This window comes from Lysinibacillus sphaericus, assembly GCF_001629735.1.
Taxonomy (GTDB): domain Bacteria; phylum Bacillota; class Bacilli; order Bacillales_A; family Planococcaceae; genus Lysinibacillus; species Lysinibacillus pinottii.
Genome location: NZ_CP015224.1, coordinates 2,801,379 through 2,817,252 on the forward strand (window position 1 = coordinate 2,801,379; position 15,874 = coordinate 2,817,252).

Annotated in this window: 16 protein-coding genes; 8 read left to right on the forward strand and 8 right to left on the reverse strand. The window is 38.7% G+C overall.

Annotation, left to right across the window (positions count from 1 at the left end; all coding sequences use genetic code 11):
- Position 1 precedes the first annotated feature (1 nt).
- A complete protein-coding gene (locus A2J09_RS13615; protein ID WP_012295751.1) occupies positions 2 to 964 on the reverse strand; it encodes an ABC transporter permease in 963 nt (320 codons plus the stop codon).
- 218 nt (positions 965 to 1,182) lie between these two features.
- Between A2J09_RS13615 and A2J09_RS13620 the strand changes: the two genes are divergently transcribed.
- The 4 genes from A2J09_RS13620 (at position 1,183) to A2J09_RS13635 (ending at position 5,734) form a co-directional block, all read left to right on the forward strand.
- The gene (locus A2J09_RS13620; protein ID WP_012295752.1) at positions 1,183 to 2,784 is read left to right on the forward strand and encodes an ABC transporter substrate-binding protein; all 1,602 of its coding nucleotides are present in this window, start codon (positions 1,183 to 1,185) and stop codon (positions 2,782 to 2,784) included.
- A 63-nt stretch (positions 2,785 to 2,847) separates the two neighbouring features.
- A complete protein-coding gene (locus A2J09_RS13625; protein ID WP_036162343.1) occupies positions 2,848 to 3,918 on the forward strand; it encodes an amidohydrolase family protein in 1,071 nt (356 codons plus the stop codon).
- A complete protein-coding gene (locus A2J09_RS13630; RefSeq protein WP_012295754.1) occupies positions 3,915 to 5,090 on the forward strand; it encodes an amidohydrolase in 1,176 nt (391 codons plus the stop codon). Before A2J09_RS13625 ends, A2J09_RS13630 begins: the two co-directional genes overlap by 4 nt.
- Positions 5,063 to 5,734 (forward strand): AroM family protein, encoded by a 672-nt coding sequence (locus tag A2J09_RS13635; protein ID WP_036162346.1) that lies wholly within the window; start codon positions 5,063 to 5,065, stop codon positions 5,732 to 5,734. Before A2J09_RS13630 ends, A2J09_RS13635 begins: the two co-directional genes overlap by 28 nt.
- Before the next feature lie 80 nt (positions 5,735 to 5,814).
- On the opposite strand, the gene A2J09_RS13640 is transcribed toward A2J09_RS13635, so the two are convergent.
- Positions 5,815 to 6,132, reverse strand: a complete 318-nt coding sequence (locus tag A2J09_RS13640) for a hypothetical protein (protein WP_012295756.1) — start codon at positions 6,130 to 6,132, stop codon at positions 5,815 to 5,817.
- A 137-nt stretch (positions 6,133 to 6,269) separates the two neighbouring features.
- Here A2J09_RS13640 and ytzI point away from each other — a divergent pair, with 137 nt between their 5' ends.
- The 4 genes from ytzI (at position 6,270) to A2J09_RS13650 (ending at position 7,993) form a co-directional block, all read left to right on the forward strand.
- Positions 6,270 to 6,416 carry a YtzI protein gene (ytzI, locus tag A2J09_RS23495; protein ID WP_099805798.1) on the forward strand — a complete coding sequence of 49 codons (147 nt, stop codon included), beginning with the start codon at positions 6,270 to 6,272 and terminating at the stop codon, positions 6,414 to 6,416.
- 51 nt (positions 6,417 to 6,467) lie between these two features.
- Positions 6,468 to 6,629 (forward strand): hypothetical protein, encoded by a 162-nt coding sequence (locus A2J09_RS23980; RefSeq protein WP_171821096.1) that lies wholly within the window; start codon positions 6,468 to 6,470, stop codon positions 6,627 to 6,629.
- Positions 6,626 to 6,859: a membrane protein insertion efficiency factor YidD gene (gene yidD, locus A2J09_RS13645; protein WP_008180348.1), complete on the forward strand. Its 234-nt coding sequence runs from the start codon at positions 6,626 to 6,628 to the stop codon at positions 6,857 to 6,859. The genes A2J09_RS23980 and yidD overlap by 4 nt, the downstream gene beginning before the upstream one ends.
- Before the next feature lie 108 nt (positions 6,860 to 6,967).
- Positions 6,968 to 7,993: a metal ABC transporter solute-binding protein, Zn/Mn family gene (locus A2J09_RS13650; protein WP_031416453.1), complete on the forward strand. Its 1,026-nt coding sequence runs from the start codon at positions 6,968 to 6,970 to the stop codon at positions 7,991 to 7,993.
- Here the strand turns inward: A2J09_RS13650 and A2J09_RS13655 are convergent.
- The 6 genes from A2J09_RS13655 to A2J09_RS13680 all read right to left on the reverse strand — a co-directional run bounded on the left by A2J09_RS13655 (position 7,938) and on the right by A2J09_RS13680 (position 15,670).
- Positions 7,938 to 9,161, reverse strand: coding sequence for a transglutaminase domain-containing protein (locus A2J09_RS13655; protein WP_051563301.1), 1,224 nt, complete (start codon positions 9,159 to 9,161; stop codon positions 7,938 to 7,940). The two genes, A2J09_RS13650 and A2J09_RS13655, sit on opposite strands and share 56 nt — an antisense overlap.
- Before the next feature lie 141 nt (positions 9,162 to 9,302).
- The gene (locus A2J09_RS13660) at positions 9,303 to 10,727 is read right to left on the reverse strand and encodes an o-succinylbenzoate--CoA ligase (protein ID WP_036162348.1); all 1,425 of its coding nucleotides are present in this window, start codon (positions 10,725 to 10,727) and stop codon (positions 9,303 to 9,305) included.
- A 161-nt stretch (positions 10,728 to 10,888) separates the two neighbouring features.
- On the reverse strand, positions 10,889 to 11,707 hold the full coding sequence (gene menB / locus A2J09_RS13665) for a 1,4-dihydroxy-2-naphthoyl-CoA synthase (RefSeq protein WP_008180343.1): 819 nt from the start codon (positions 11,705 to 11,707) through the stop codon (positions 10,889 to 10,891).
- Positions 11,708 to 11,770: 63 nt separating this feature from the next.
- The gene (gene menH / locus A2J09_RS13670) at positions 11,771 to 12,580 is read right to left on the reverse strand and encodes a 2-succinyl-6-hydroxy-2,4-cyclohexadiene-1-carboxylate synthase (protein WP_012295763.1); all 810 of its coding nucleotides are present in this window, start codon (positions 12,578 to 12,580) and stop codon (positions 11,771 to 11,773) included.
- The gene (gene menD, locus A2J09_RS13675) at positions 12,577 to 14,292 is read right to left on the reverse strand and encodes a 2-succinyl-5-enolpyruvyl-6-hydroxy-3-cyclohexene-1-carboxylic-acid synthase (RefSeq protein WP_012295764.1); all 1,716 of its coding nucleotides are present in this window, start codon (positions 14,290 to 14,292) and stop codon (positions 12,577 to 12,579) included. Before menD ends, menH begins: the two co-directional genes overlap by 4 nt.
- Positions 14,285 to 15,670, reverse strand: a complete 1,386-nt coding sequence (locus tag A2J09_RS13680; RefSeq protein ID WP_031416459.1) for an isochorismate synthase — start codon at positions 15,668 to 15,670, stop codon at positions 14,285 to 14,287. The genes menD and A2J09_RS13680 overlap by 8 nt, the downstream gene beginning before the upstream one ends.
- Positions 15,671 to 15,874: the final 204 nt, after the last annotated feature.

The following is a 15,874-nucleotide window of genomic DNA, read 5'->3' on the forward strand; positions in this document are numbered from 1 at the left end:
GTTATTTCTTCCCTCCATTCGATTCAAGATTGACCTTTGGATTCACAACCTTATACAGCACATCAACAATCAAATTAATTAGTACAAAAATAAAGGCAATGAAAATAACTGTACCTTGTACAACGACAAAGTCACGTTTATCTATTGCATCTACAATCAGTCGACCCATCCCAGGCCAGCTAAAAATTGTTTCTGTTAAAACGGCACCACCTAGTAAATTAGAAATTTGCATACCTAGTACTGTTAAGATTGGCGTTAAAGCATTTTTAAAGGCATGCTTACCAATAACCAAATATTCTTTAATACCTTTAGAACGTGCTGTTTTAATATAATCTTGTGAAATGACCTCTAACATACTCGAACGTGTAATACGCGCGAATGTGGCCATCGGAATTGTTGCTAAAGCAAAGGCAGGCAAAATTAAATGCTTCAAATAAGGCCAGAAACCTTCACTCATATTCCCCATCCCAGTCGCAGGGAACCAGCCAAGATTGACACTAAAGAATAAAACAAGCATGATCCCCAACCAAAAAATTGGCATGGATACTCCTACTAGTGACACAAGCATGACAACATAATCAATTATTGTATTTTGTTTTCTAGCTGCCAATATACCTGCTGGGATTCCTATTACAACAGCTATTAATAAGGCTGCTAGTGCCAGTACAACTGTATTTGGGAATCTTTCGATAATAAGCCCCAAAACAGACTCGCTATAAGAATAGGAATAGCCCAAATTCAGCCGAGCTAAATCACCTACATATGATATAAATTGTGAAGGCATTGACTTATTCAACCCCAGCTCTTCTCTTAAATTCTCTACATCTTCCACACTAGCCTGGGGACCAAGCATGACAGAAGCTGGGTCACCTGGAATCATTCGCGTAATAATAAATACGATGATACCAACTACTAACAGTGTGGGAATAAGGTTTACTAACCTTCTTAAAATAAATGAACCCATCCTACAAAGACCTCCTTTTCATTATTAGAATCAGTGGTTCATATTGTGAATAACTAAATACTACACCTAGCGACAATTGTTTGTAAATATATTTTTTCTGAATTTTTTTAATTTTATATTTACTTCCTGTTTACAAATGTGCTACTTTTATTTCGAACCTACTATTTTTTTGAATCAACGGTTCATATTGTGAAACAAAATAAAGGAGGCTAGCACGGATGAAGAAAATAAACGTAAAAAAATCTTTCCTACTTTTCTTTTTAACTTTAATGATTGCTGTTTTAGCTGGTTGTGGTGGGAATACAGAAAAAAATAATTCATCAGATGGAAAAGATGGAGAAGTTACTTCTGGAGGCTCATTAAATGTTGGTCTTTCAGCGAATGCCAAAACGTTTGACCCAATCAAATATACTGGGGTTTATGAATCACAGGTTATGCGTCAAATGGGTGATACTTTAGTTGTTTATAACAAAGATCTGTCAGATATCATTCCATCTTTAGCAACGGAATGGAAAGTATCAGATGATATGTTAGTCTATACCTTCAAATTACGTGAAGGTGTAAAATTCCAAAAGGGGCAATACCAAGATGGTCGTGAGATGACAGCTGAAGACGTGAAATATTCATTAGAACGTTCCGCTAAAGAATCAGCTATGAATCGCCTTAGTGGTGTGACAGAGGTTAAGGTACTGTCTAATTATGAAGTAGAGATTCACTTAGCTACTCCTAATGCTGCCCTACTTGCTATGCTAACAGATGCTGGTAATATGATTATTCCAAAAGAAGAGATTGAGGGCTGGGGCGATAAATTTTCTGAGCATTTCGTCGGTACTGGTCCATTCCAGTTAACAGAATGGAAAAAAGACCAAGAAGTAAAACTGGTACGCCATGAAAATTACTGGGGAGACAAGCCACATCTCGACCATTTAACAATGAAATTTATCTCTGATCAAAATATGATGACCAATGCATTACGTTCAGGTGATATTGATATTGCGATGGACGTAAAAGGCCAAAACCGAGAAATTATCAATCAAGATAGTAATCTTGAGCTCTTAACAAATCCTGGATTATCCATTGTTTATCTGGATCTTAACAATAAGGTAGGTCCAACTGCCGATAAACGTGTACGTGAAGCCATTTATATGGCAACAAATGTTGAGGAAATCATTTCTGGTGTTAACCAATGGGGTGGCGGTGATGTCTCTTATTTACCATTACCTCCAGGCTCTTGGGGCTATGATAAATCCTTAGTCGATATGGTACCGAAATATAACCCTGAAGAAGCTAAAAAATTATTAGCAGATGCGGGCTATGCTGATGGCTTTAAAACTGAGATTTACGTATCAGAGGCGCGTGTCCCTTATGCAACGATTTTCCAAAGTCAGTTGAAGAAAAATTTAAATATAGATGTTGAAATTAAAGTACTGGAATGGGGTACTTACAGTGATACAGTTGCAAAAGGAAATGCTCCAATGAATATTGGTGGTTGGACTTGGTATCCAGATCCATATTTCTTCCTCTATCAATTATTCCACACAAATCAAATCGGAGCGTTGGGTAATGGTAAAGGCTACAGCAATCCAGAGGTTGATAAATTATTAGAGCGCGCTGTATCCGAAACAGTCGTACAAGAAGAGCGAGCAAAATTATACCAAGAGGCATTAAAACTTATACTAACGGATGTTCCTCGTATCGAATTAGAAGCAACTCAAACTGTTGCAGGCGTAAATAAAAATGTACATGGCTTTGAGGTTTCTGCTGATAACTCTGTTCAAATTGTGCATCCAAACGGCACAAACGTATCCATTTCAAAATAACTTAACTAGAAAAGTGGAGATTCTTGTCTCCGCTTTTCTCTTCATAAGGAGAGATTTGATCCGATGACTCGATACATCAATGGGCTTGTATTTAACTCTGACACTCGTAGCTTTGATAAACAGTCGTTCCAAGTGCAAGGGGAATATTTCAAACCAGCAACACATACTGCAGAAAATGAAATAAATTTAGATGGCTATTATATTACGCCTGGCCTAATCGATAGTTGTTCACAAATTGGTTTAGCTGAAATTGGGATTCGTTGGGAAGGTGATGATAGCTATGAATTTGATTCACACTTACAATATTCTGTTATTGATGGCATTTACCCGTTTGATGTAGCCTTTCAAAAGTCTGTCTCACATGGGGTTACAGCATCTCATATTGTTCCCTCCGCTAAAAGCTTAATTGGGGCCAAAACGGCAATCATTCATCATTCACATACAACTGTAGATGATATGGTTATTGTAAAAGATGTCGCTTATTCCTTTTCTATTGGACACCAGGCAAAAAGTACATTTTTTGCTGAAAAGAGAAAGCCACTGACTCGCATGGGTATCGCTAAAATCTTAAGGGACACACTCCAACAAATTCAACAGCAGGAGCCCTCCATCCATAAGATTGTTGTGCGGGCGCATAAAGCTGTCGATATTGAACTAATTCATCGACTACAACAAGAATTTACTAACGATTTTGACTTTCATATTATTCATGGCACGGAAATTCCTCTTCTTAAGGAGACAGGTTTCCATACCGTTATTGCTGGCCCGACATTCCGTTATATTGAGCATAATGAGATGCTGGAGCTATCACCAAAGCTTTATCCTCAGCTATTCACTCAAACAATACCATTTGTTTTTTGTACAGATCACCCTGTTAGTAGCACATCCCATCTAACATTAGAAGGGTGTTTAGCTGTTCGAGAAGGTATGTCCCGCTCGGATGTTCTCTATACATTAACAACAGGAGCTGCTAATTTCCTTGGCATTGACGATAAAATAGGGGCTATTCGTGATGGCCTTTATGCTGATTTTGTGATATGGGATAAGCATCCATTAAATTTAGATGCACAGGTTATCGCAACTTTTATTAAAGGGAAAAAAGTTTATGCAACGGAAGAAGGTATGTCAAAATGAACATTTATCATCATGCAACGTTTCTCACAGTTAATGAACAAAATGATGTTTTTGAACAGCTATGGGTTGAAGATGGACGCATTGTTTATGTAGGGCCAGCCAAAGATATCCCCCCTCATGCGCACTTAATCGATCTACAGGGAGCATATGTCACACCAGGATTAATAGATATCCATGCACATGTTGGAACATGGGCTGAAGTAACCGAAGATATTAATGATGCTAATGAATATAGCGAGCCTTTTACACCGCTTATGCATGCTTTAGACAGTGTTGATATTCGCCATTTCTCCTTCCAGCATGCACTTGCAGGTGGTGTGACAACTGTACAAACTGGTCCGGGAAGTGCCAATGTTATTGGTGGCATTTGGAGTATCCTGAAAACAGCGGGTCCTACCCTTGCTTCTCGCGTCTTAGTAGAACGAAGTGGATTAAAAGGGGCATTAGGGGAAAACCCAAAGAACGTCTTTGGTATTCAATATAAACGAAAGCCAATGACCCGTATGGCGATTGCTCAGCTACTACGTGATGGCTTCCAACGAGCTAGCCTGCTGAATGAACAGGAACAAGCTGAAAAAGTACAACAAAATTCTGAATTACGTCCATTTATTGAGGTACTCCGTGGTGAAATGCCGCTTCGTCTTCACTGCCATAGAGCAGATGATATAATGACCGCTATACGAATTGCCAAGGAATTTAATGTGAAGCTCCATTTAGAGCATTGTACAGAAGGCTATCTGATAGTTGATGCAGTAAAAAATAGTGGATACCATGCAACGCTTGGTCCCTATATGTTAACCCCATCTAAATATGAAACACGTCATTCTTCACCAGCGATTGCTGCCATATTTAAAGAGCATAATATTCCTTTTGCTATCATGACGGATCATCCCTTTGTACCGATTCAGTACTTAAAGTATTGTGCCTCTGAAGCAATACGTTATGGATTAGATGAACAAACAGCCTTAAAAAGCATTACTATACATGCAGCTAAGCTCGTACAGCTTGATCATCGAATTGGTAGTCTTGAGAAAGGTAAGGATGCTGATTTTGTTGTTTGGTCACACCCTATTTTTGAAACCGAAGCGAAGGTCCTACAAACTTATGTAAACGGAGAAAAATATTTCGAAGCGGAGGAAGCACCATGGAAAACTCAAAAATTGCCATTGTAACTATCGGTCAAGCCCCTCGCAAGGATATGGCGGAGGATATTCAGCAATTAAGACATGGGGGTCTACATGTTCATGAATTTGGTGTCCTTGATTCGCTTTCACCATCTGAAATCGCTGCCCTTTCTCCCTCACAGGAAGAAACTGATGTTTTAGTGACTCTCCTGGCAAATAGTCAGCAGGTACGGTTAAGTAAAGCGAAGCTCATGCCCTATATTCAGCAATGCCTTCATGATCTCCAAGACTTTACTTGGATTTTGCTGATGTGTACAGGCGATTTTGCCAATAAACTATCCGTTAAAAATCTTTTGCTTCCGGATAGAATGATGACTAACTTAGTGAAGGGTCTTCATACGGAATTAGCAATTGGTTTAATAGGTCCGGAGCCTGAGCAACAAATAACGGTTGCAGAAAAATGGCAAAAAGCTCATTTTGATGTGCACTACTCTGCAAGTTCACCCTACCGCTTTAATGCACATGATTTATTAGCAAAGGCACAGCAATTAGAATCCGATGGCGCTGATCTGCTCATTCTTGATTGTATGGGCTATTCCACACCTATGAAAAATATGATTAAACATCAGCTAAATATACCTGTAATCGTCCCACGTGAAGCTGTTTTTACTATATTAAAGGCAATATGTTAATACCCTCTACTGAGGTGATTGATTTTCACTGAGAGTGGCGACACTCAAAGTGAAAATCAACCTAAGCTGAAATTTCCCCGTTAGACACGCTTGTTAAAATAAGGTAACTGCTCTACAAACGCCTTGGTTTCCTCATCTCCATACTCATGAACTAGTGCATAAATTTTCATCAATCTTAAATCGATTTCATCATTTTCTCTATCTAAATGATATTGAATGTACGGTAACTGAGCACGCCATGCATTGGAGATCTCCAACAACTGCATTTGCTGAAAAATTTTCTCAAAAACATCTAATGCTTGTCGATCCACATTGAGTTCAAAATTCCAAGGTCCTGCATAAGGATTGGTATAATAGGTTCTATTGGCAAGTGAAAAATATACACGTTGACGATCCATCTTTACGATTCACTCCTTTTCCCATAGTATGGAGAGAAAGGTGTTGTTTTATTCCCTGGAATGTCAAACTTCCTTCACAATTAAAATGTCCATATAACTTATAATAAGTATGATGAACAAAGAACGGAGTGAGTATGATGAGTTTAACTACGCTCTTAATCGTCGCAATCATCATCGTTATTATTATCACTATTGCGACCGTTATCAGTGTCAACCGTGCCTATGCCTTTAAACATACCGTTGATGAAAAACCGAAACAAAGCTATCATCAAAAGGAAAACTAGTAGGTCATTCATGATTTATAAATTTTATTAATTGAATTTGGAGTGAAAGCAATGGGTGTGCCATTACCAATTATCGTTATGATTGCTATGATGATGTTAATGTTTGGTCTTTCTGTCATTTTCATTATCAAGAAAAAAAATCATATCTTTACGCAAACAATTGATGCAAAGCCAGAGCAAATTACATCGCAACAAGAGGAAGAACAACGATGAAATATCCCTTTATTTGGCTCATTAAGTTTTACAGAAAATACATTTCACCTATGACGCCACCTACTTGTCGTTTCCATCCCACATGTTCTTCTTATGGCCTCGAAGCTTTTCAAAAGCATGGGGCGCTAAAAGGATTTATTTTAACCATCACACGTATATCCAAATGCCATCCATTTCATCCTGGTGGCTTTGATCCAGTGCCAGAAAAATGGCCTTCGAAAAAGAATTAATTTTCGGAGGTCATTTTTTCTTGTACTTTTTGAAGTTGTGCGTTATTATAATAACTGTTCTAAAAAATAAATCGTAATGGTTACTATTTAAGAAAGGGATTATATTATATGAAAAAAGTTTATGTATTATTGCTAGTCACAGTTCTTGCCCTGTTTACCGCTGCTTGCGGAGACCAATCATCAACTTCCCAAAAGTCTTCTAATGAGACAGATAAATTAACAATTTATACAACTGTTTATCCTTTAAGCTATTTTGCACAGCGTATTGGGGGTGACTTTGTGGATGTCTCTTCTATTTATCCGGCTGGTGCTAATGAACATACCTTTGAACCAACACAAAAGGATATGATGAAATTAGCAGATGCCAATATCTTTTTCTATATTGGCTTAGGGCTTGAGGGCTTTGTTGAAAATGCTAAAAAGACTTTAGCCAATGAAGATGTCACAATGGTGGCAACTGCTGATAAAGTTTCAGATGAAAAATTAGCTATTAGCACAGGCCATGTTCATGCTGAAGATGATCATCATGAACATGATCATGCTGCAACCGAGGAAGATCACGATCATGCAGAAGAAGAACATGGACATGACGACCATGAGCATGGCGATATCGATCCTCATGTTTGGCTATCTCCAACAATTAGTGAAGATTTAGCACTTGCTATTAAAAATGCATTAGTAGAAAAAATGCCTGCTCAAGAAGCTACTTTTACTCAAAATTACGAAGCATTGGTAAAAGAGTTACAGGATTTAGATCAGGAATTTAAAGTAATGGCTGATCAAGCACAAAATAAAACATTTTTTGTATCTCATGCAGCATTCGGCTATATTGCAGGTCAATATGGGCTAACACAAATACCTATTGCTGGCTTAAATTCTCAAAATGAACCTTCACAAAAAGAACTAACAATGATTGTTGATAAAGCCAATGAATTGCATATTCACCATATTTTATTTGAACAAAATGTTTCCTCTAAATTAGCAGAGGTTATTCAAAAAGAAGTCGGTGCGAAATCACTTGTATTGCATAATTTAAGTGTATTAACGACAGACGATGAAAAAAATAAAGAAACTTACTTCACATTGATGAAGAAAAATATTCAAACTTTAGATAAGGCTTTAAGCAATCAATAATTGAAAGAAGGAGGTGCCCCGAAAATGGATGGGACACCTCCTTTATTATGACGTATTTTTCTTGCGGCATTCGTTTTTCTGTTCGCTCAATAGACAAGAACCGCTTATTTGTTTTGGGCACATGGAAATCTTTTGAATGAGGCACTAGGAAAGCCACCATACTTTCTACTAAAATCGTTGCCCATTCATTAAAGTCAAACGGAACTATAGTGTTTGAATCATTTTGATTTTGTGAGACAAGTTTTGTAGGCATCTCCATGAATGGTTTGATAGCCAGCCTATTTTCACCCATTATAGACATCCCCTTATTTGGGTTGAAACCTTCATGCAAAGGGGTTGTTACACTTTGTCTTTTAGTTACTTCCTGCAAGTCTGAATAGTTTTCGCTTGTTGCAGCCGGGAAGCTTGCATAATCCCAGGTATGGTCCTGTGATAATTGCCGATCCGACACTAGGAAATATTGATAACGTACTTCCCCTTTCCGATCAGGTAACGGATCATCCCATGTCACATCGATGTGATACCAATTATGATCAACTTTCACTAATACCCAGGCATGAAGCTGTTCGCCCACTTTTCCAGGGACATATTGCACCTCAAAACCCAGCAATTCTAGCATTCGATAAAGCACTAATGCATATGCCTGGCAGACTCCCTTATTTTCCGTCAGTAGCGTGTAAGGGGAATATTGACTTCCTTCCGTTTCCTTGGAATATTCCGCAGTTAGAACAATAAAATCATGTGCAGCCTGTAATTTTTGTAGGTCACTTAATCCTTGCATAGGTGCAATAATATCCGTCAATGTTTGCTCGACAAATGCTTCTTCACTTGGTGAAAGATGATAGGTAAACGTAAAAGCAATCGCAATTTTATGGTTATAACCATCATACTTCCATTTAAAGCTAGAAATATTAGTATAAATATAAGAGTTTTGAATCGCACCTTTCGTAATGTCTGTTAGTTCATCTTTAATATCAGATATGTCACCCGTATAGTAAATAGAGAATTCCGTTGATAGCTGCATAACTTCTTTATTAATGAGAGATTGTAGTGTTTGAATTGAATGAGCAGTTGCTACATCATCTTTTTCATAGTTTGCAAAAACTTGCACATGACTCATTTGTAGAACAAATAATATAATGACAGCATTATATATATATTTCCTCATATGAGTCATTCTCCTTTACTAAATAGTTTATGCCTCTCTTTTTTTATTATGTTAATGAATGATTAATTTCATGCTAAAAGTTCAATAATTTACAAAATAAAAAGAAGCCTAGCGTTCAATGGGCTTCTTTTTACATTTATTTTATTGTAGTAATTTACGTCTAAGCAGCTTATTAGCTCCGTTTCGTGGAAGACTGTTTGTAATAATAATTTCTTTTGGCAATTTATATTTAGCCAGCTTCTGTCGACAGAAGGCTTGTAATTGTTCGACTGATGCTTGTTTATTTAACACAACAAAGGCAACTGGTACTTGTCCCCATTGCTTATCATCGGCACCACATACGCCCGCCTCCTTAACAGCTGGATGCATAAGCAGAACATTCTCTATTTCTGCGGGATATATATTTTCTCCACCAGAAATTATCAAATCTGCTCTGCGATCTATGACAAATAAATAGCCTTCTTCATCTAGATAACCAATATCTCCGGTATGCAACCAGCCATCTCGCGTGGCGCTTTTTTGTGCAAAACGGCCGATATATCCAGGTGTAACATGGGGCCCTCTAATGCAAATTTCTCCTTCTCCTTGTGCGTTTGGCTCTACAATTTTGATTTGATTAAAAAATAAAGGCTTCCCGGCAGAGCCAATTTTCCGTATCGCATCCTCACTTGCTAATGTAGCTGTTTGTGAGGAGGTTTCTGTCATACCATACGTTTGAGCTACAGCCAAGTTTAACGTATGTGCTCTCGCTAAGTAATCAGCTGGCACCGGTCCTCCACCAGCAAGCATTAATTTAAAACGCGAGGAAGCTTTAGCGTTGTGTTGCTCCAACGTATGTAAGATTCTTTCCAACGTCACAGCTACAACTGACATATGTGTTACTTCACCCTTCATAATATGATGCGTAATAGCGTCTACATCAAAATGATCATATAAATAGACTTGATTGCCATATAACAGCGAACGCACTAATATCGAAAATCCACTAATATGGAATAATGGTACAGCACAAAGCCAAACATCATCAGTCTGTAGACCAATATTTAAAACCGAGGCCGTTGCACTAGCCTGATGGTTGCCTACCGTTTGACGGACGCCCTTTGGAAAGCCTGTTGTCCCAGATGTATACATAATCGTTGTTGTTTGTTCCAAAGGCCATTCCTTTGTTATATCGAATGCACCTTCCTCAACCTTTTCAATCGTTGAAAATAAATAATGAGCCATATTTGCAGGCAACTTATTTACATCCTCATCTGCAATCAATACGGCAACTGCCTCAGAGTCCGTCATTTGGTAACTAAGTTCATCCTGTGACAACCTACGATTTAGCATAACCATCTCACATTGCAGATGCATACAAGCGTACATGGTAATTACAAGCTCAGGTTTACTTGGACCCATAATGGCAATCCGATCTCCCTGCTGTATACCTAGTCCTACTAATTGGCGGGCACGCTTGATAGATAAATCATTCAACTCTTGAAAAGTCCAACTTTGTTCTTTATAAGTTAATGCCTTACGTAACGGTGTTAAATAGGCTCGCTGTATAATCCAATTCGGATACATATTTGTCACTCCAATCACCCTACATCTTAACGCTTTACCCTATCGCTTGTCTATTCATGTTACATTTGCTTTTAAACGTTAGTATTTTGCTTCTATCCTCTTTCCCAGGCATACAAAAAAGCTCGTATCCAAAAAGATACGAGCCTTACACCCTAACTAAATCAAGGGAATCTTGGGAATTGGCCAAAGTCTGGTTGACGTTTTTCTTTGAAAGCGTCGCGACCTTCTTTTGCTTCATCTGTTGTGTAGTAAAGAAGAGTAGCGTCACCAGCCATTTGTTGAAGACCTGCTAAGCCATCTGTATCTGCGTTCATCGCTGCTTTTAAGAAGCGCAATGCAGTTGGTGACATTTGTAGCATTTCTTCACACCATTGAACAGTTTCATCTTCTAATTGGTCATAAGGAACCACTGTATTAACTAAGCCCATATCAAGTGCTTGCTGTGCATCGTATTGACGGCAAAGGTACCAAATTTCACGAGCTTTTTTATGTCCAATAATACGAGCAAGATAGCCTGAGCCGTAACCAGCATCAAATGAACCTACTTTTGGACCTGTTTGTCCAAAGCGAGCGTTGTCAGCAGCAATAGTTAAATCACAAACAACATGTAATACGTGTCCTCCACCAATTGCATAGCCTGCAACCATTGCCACGACAGGTTTTGGGATTACACGGATTAAACGTTGTAAATCAAGAACGTTTAGACGTGGGATTTCATCGTCTCCTACATAGCCACCATGTCCGCGAACTTTTTGATCTCCGCCTGAGCAGAAGGCATGTTCACCTTCACCTGTTAAAATAATTACACCGATATTTTTATCATCGCGTGCACGTGAAAATGCATCAATCATTTCCATAACCGTTTTTGGGCGGAATGCATTACGCACTTCTGGACGATTAATCGTAATTTTTGCGATTCCGTTATAGAACTCATACTTAATATCTTCATAAGTATGTAATGAAGTCCATTGACGTGTCATTGAATTGCCTCCTATATTGTAAATTCGTCTCGTTATTATCGAGGCGCTAACGTAAAAATAATATTACGTTATATACTCCTCTACTATTGTAGCAAACTCAGCGGGATTTTCCACATGAATTGCATGTCCAGCATCAATTACTGTCATATGCCTAACAGTTTTTAATAGCGCTTTCATTTCTAGTGCAATTTTACAAAATTTCTCATCTAATGAACCTGTAATTAGTAGCACAGGTATTTCAAGCTGGTCCAAGAGATGCCAATTGGAAGGTTGGGTTCCTGTTCCGATACCTTTTAAGCTCCCTGATAAACCTTCTTCCTTTTGTGAAAGTCTTTCAGCCCGAATGGCCTTTTGCACAGTTTCAGAAAGATGACGCTGTGATGCAAAAAGCGGTATATTCTCCCATGCATTCACAAAAGAGACTAATCCATTGGTGATGATTTTTTGTGCCAATATGTCATCTCGCTCCCTACGTTCACGTCGTTCCTCTACTGTTCGTAAACCAGGAGAAGCACTTTCTAAAATGAGCTTTTGAATCCGATTTGGAAACGTAATGGCATAAGATAATGCAATTCTTCCCCCCATTGAATAGCCCAGCAATGTAAATTTCTCAATATGGAGCTGACAAAACAGTTCCTCTAAGTCCTGTAATTGTTCCTCCATTGAAAAACGCTTAATTTGCTCTGGAGTAGCTGTTTGCCCATGCCCAATTAAATCTATGGCAATAACCCGGACATTCGGTAGTGCTTGTGCTAGATTGTGCCATGTAGCCGTACTCCCTGTAAATCCATGCAAAGCAACTAATGTATGGATACCGTTTTCATTCCATATATCCACATTGGTTTCAAGTCCTCGGATTACTAAGCTCGTCATGCTTTTAGCTCCGCGTTAATACGATTCCATAGCTCTCGATGAGCCTGAACGTTTTCCGCTCTATCTGTAAATATTTCAACTAAGCGTAAAGGACGTTTTTTGACTGATGAAAACTTCCCTGATAATTCAGCTATTGTATCTACACGTACATAATCCATATTATACATATGGGCAATATCTTGGAATTCAAGTGCAGTCGGTGTGCCAAACAGATCCTCATAATGAGCTTCTACTGTTGATTGTGGTAAATAAGAAAAAATTCCTCCACCATCATTATTCATTACAAGAATAGTTAAGTTACATTCTTGGTATCTAGTAGCAATCAGCCCATTTACATCATGTAGAAAAGCTAAATCACCAATCAATAAATAAGTTTCTCGGTCATTTCCTTGACTGAAGCCTAATGCTGTTGATACTACGCCATCAATCCCATTCGTTCCGCGATTCGCAAAGAAACGGATATCCTTTGGTGTTGCTAATAAAAATGTATCAATATCACGCACTGGCATACTACTGCTAACGAATATATCGCTACCATCAGGAATCATTTTCAGTAAACGACTGACCATCGCTCCCTCATCTTTTTCTATTTCCGAATACTGTTCAATATAGGTAGAAGCCAACTGATTAGCTTTTTGCCATTCGGCTAAGTATGATTCCTCAAATGCTGTGTTAGTAAGGGTTAGATGTGTTAACCATTGATCGATATTTGCATGAATAAAATGTGTAGATACGCCCGTAGCATCTCTAAACATAGGATCTTCATCAATAATTACATAAGCACTAGGCTGTGTTTTTGTAATAAATTGCATAATGAATTTTGAAACGGGCTGTGCCCCTATTCGTAAAACTGTATCTGGCTGAACAAGTGCCTTAAAATCCTCACTCTTCATAATGGCATCATAGGTAGTCACGAGATATGGTAAGCAATCCTCTGGTACAGCTGCACGCATATTTGACAAGCTTTCCACTATGACTGGCCATTTCAACTGACGCACAAATTCCCAGAGAAATGCTAGATCCGTACCAAGAGCTAATTCTCCAACAATCATAAAGCCTTTTCTAGTCGAATTTAAAATAGAGGAAAGTTCCTGCATAGCAGAGGTTGTAGGGATTAATTGTCCCATACTGCTATGTTTAAATGTCATGGTTGGCAATTCATCCTGTAAATCAATTAATAAAGGCTCTCGGAATGGAACATTCAAATGCACTGGCCCAAAAGGTGCACTTGTTGCAATTGCCACTGCCCGCGCTATATGACGTTCGATAAAAGGCAATGTGGGAGCAGCACCATCTGCTAATGGAAAATCAACACTCCATTTCACATGTGAACCATATAGATGAGGCTGATTAATGGTCTGTGGTGCGCCTACCTCACGTAATTCATGTGGTCGATCAGCCGTAATGATAATCAGTGGCACACGGGCATAGCTAGCCTCAACAATTGCTGGAAAGTAGTTTGCTGCCGCTGTACCAGACGTACATAAGAGGACAACAGGCTTAGCAGTAGCTTTCGCAAGCCCTAAAGCAAAGAAAGCAGCTGAGCGCTCATCTACTTGACGATACATTTTTATTTGTTTTGTAGAAGCGACGGCGTAGGCAAGAGGTGTTGAACGCGAGCCTGGGCTAACAACAACATTTTCTACTCCTACTTGTACTAATGACGCAACCATTTTATATACATAATCTGTTAAATTTTTTCGTTCACTCATGTAATTGTCCCCCTAGCGCACGAAGCATTGGACGGAATTTCACTAATGTTTCATCATATTCAGATTGTGGCTCTGAATCCGCTACAATACCACCACCAGCATATAAATAAGCTTTATCGTGAAGCAATGCCGCTGACCGTATCGCGACTGCAAATTCACCGTTTCCCTCTGCATCCAACCAGCCGATTGGCGCAGCATACAAGCCTCGATTCATCGGTTCATACTTACGTATAGCTGCCAACGCTTCCATACGTGGTACACCACCTAATGCTGGGGTGGGATGTAAAGTTTTAGTGAGTTGTAATATTGTAGCATCCTTATTTAGTTGTCCTTCAATAGGTGTATATAAATGCTGAATATCTCGTATTTTTAATAGACGAGGACTTTCAGGAAGGTTTATATCCACACAATTTTTTCGGAATGTGTCTGCTATCATATCGACAACATATTGGTGTTCTCCTCCGTTTTTTGGATCGTGTAACAAGCTTTGTCCATAAGCTTCATCTTCTTCTGCTGTTTTTCCTCGCTTAATTGAACCGGCAACACATGAAGAAAAGGCTCGACCATCCTCCACTTTTACAAGACGCTCAGGCGATGCTCCGAAGAACAAAAGATGTTCATGCTCTAAGCCGAACAAATAACTTTCTGGTTGTTCATGGATAATTTGTGATAACACTTGTGGAGCAGTTACTTGCTCTTTAAATTGCAGTGCAAGTGATCGTGCAATAACAACCTTATCCGCTTTCTTTTGCTTAATTAAAGCTGTCACTTGGTCTATAGAAGCTAAATAAGGCTCTTTATAAGGCTCAAAGTAGCTTGATATTTCAGGCTTTGAATACGTTTTCACTTCTTTAACCTGTGCTGCATGAACTAAATAATCTCGCTCTTTTCTTAATGCCTCAAACTGAGCCTCACCATCCTGATCCTGTGTCAGAAGATGAATACTCACATATGCCTTTTCATCCCGTATAACAAGCTGAAATGTTGCTAATGCAAAATAAGCCTCTGGAAAACCCGTCCATTCCCCAGCAACATTATTCTGTGGATCAAATGTAAAGCCCCCGAACAAAATAGGTTGGAGCTCACGTTGTCCTTTCAGACAATTTTTCGTTAAATTTTTCCATTCAGCTTCTACAGCATCAAAACGTTCATTTTTTTTATTATTTTGAATGGTATGGGCATGTCCTAGCCCAACTAAAGTCATTGTTTTTTCTCTATTTTGCCAATAAAATCGTTCACCTTTATAGCACTCTTCACCTGCTGTATAAAACGCTAATGCAGACAGGTGACTCACTTCCATTGTTTCCATATAAAAATGAAGGCTTTGGCCCAAAGAGTCCACTTCTACTTCTGTGGCTTGGTACCACTTCTGTTGCATGAAAATTACCTCCGTTGTTGCAATGTACATAATCAATGATGGCGAAAATTACATCATTTTTGGGGCTGGCAACCGTGTCATTCGTACTGTTGCTATTCACCCTATTTTTATTTTCAGTTCATAAATGCATGTTCTATTGTATCACTTTTTTTCATTTTACAGTATGTAATAAGCTGTGAACCTACCCATTTTCTCAATCTTCGT

Bases quoted from the DNA above. Each gene is read 5' to 3' on its own strand.
- A2J09_RS13640 (WP_012295756.1), bottom strand. From the start codon at position 6,132: ATGGATCGTCAACGTGTATATTTTTCACTTGCCAATAGAACCTATTAT.
- A2J09_RS13620 (WP_012295752.1), top strand. From the start codon at position 1,183: ATGAAGAAAATAAACGTAAAAAAATCTTTCCTACTTTTCTTTTTAACT.
- menH (WP_012295763.1), bottom strand. From the start codon at position 12,580: ATGACGAGCTTAGTAATCCGAGGACTTGAAACCAATGTGGATATATGG.
- A2J09_RS23980 (WP_171821096.1), top strand. From the start codon at position 6,468: ATGGGTGTGCCATTACCAATTATCGTTATGATTGCTATGATGATGTTA.
- A2J09_RS13630 (WP_012295754.1), top strand. From the start codon at position 3,915: ATGAACATTTATCATCATGCAACGTTTCTCACAGTTAATGAACAAAAT.
- A2J09_RS13660 (WP_036162348.1), bottom strand. From the start codon at position 10,727: ATGTATCCGAATTGGATTATACAGCGAGCCTATTTAACACCGTTACGT.
- ytzI (WP_099805798.1), top strand. From the start codon at position 6,270: ATGAGTTTAACTACGCTCTTAATCGTCGCAATCATCATCGTTATTATT.
- A2J09_RS13635 (WP_036162346.1), top strand. From the start codon at position 5,063: ATGGAAAACTCAAAAATTGCCATTGTAACTATCGGTCAAGCCCCTCGC.
- A2J09_RS13655 (WP_051563301.1), bottom strand. From the start codon at position 9,161: ATGAGGAAATATATATATAATGCTGTCATTATATTATTTGTTCTACAA.
- menB (WP_008180343.1), bottom strand. From the start codon at position 11,707: ATGACACGTCAATGGACTTCATTACATACTTATGAAGATATTAAGTAT.
- menD (WP_012295764.1), bottom strand. From the start codon at position 14,292: ATGAGTGAACGAAAAAATTTAACAGATTATGTATATAAAATGGTTGCG.
- A2J09_RS13680 (WP_031416459.1), bottom strand. From the start codon at position 15,670: ATGCAACAGAAGTGGTACCAAGCCACAGAAGTAGAAGTGGACTCTTTG.
- A2J09_RS13615 (WP_012295751.1), bottom strand. From the start codon at position 964: ATGGGTTCATTTATTTTAAGAAGGTTAGTAAACCTTATTCCCACACTG.
- A2J09_RS13625 (WP_036162343.1), top strand. From the start codon at position 2,848: ATGACTCGATACATCAATGGGCTTGTATTTAACTCTGACACTCGTAGC.
- yidD (WP_008180348.1), top strand. From the start codon at position 6,626: ATGAAATATCCCTTTATTTGGCTCATTAAGTTTTACAGAAAATACATT.
- A2J09_RS13650 (WP_031416453.1), top strand. From the start codon at position 6,968: ATGAAAAAAGTTTATGTATTATTGCTAGTCACAGTTCTTGCCCTGTTT.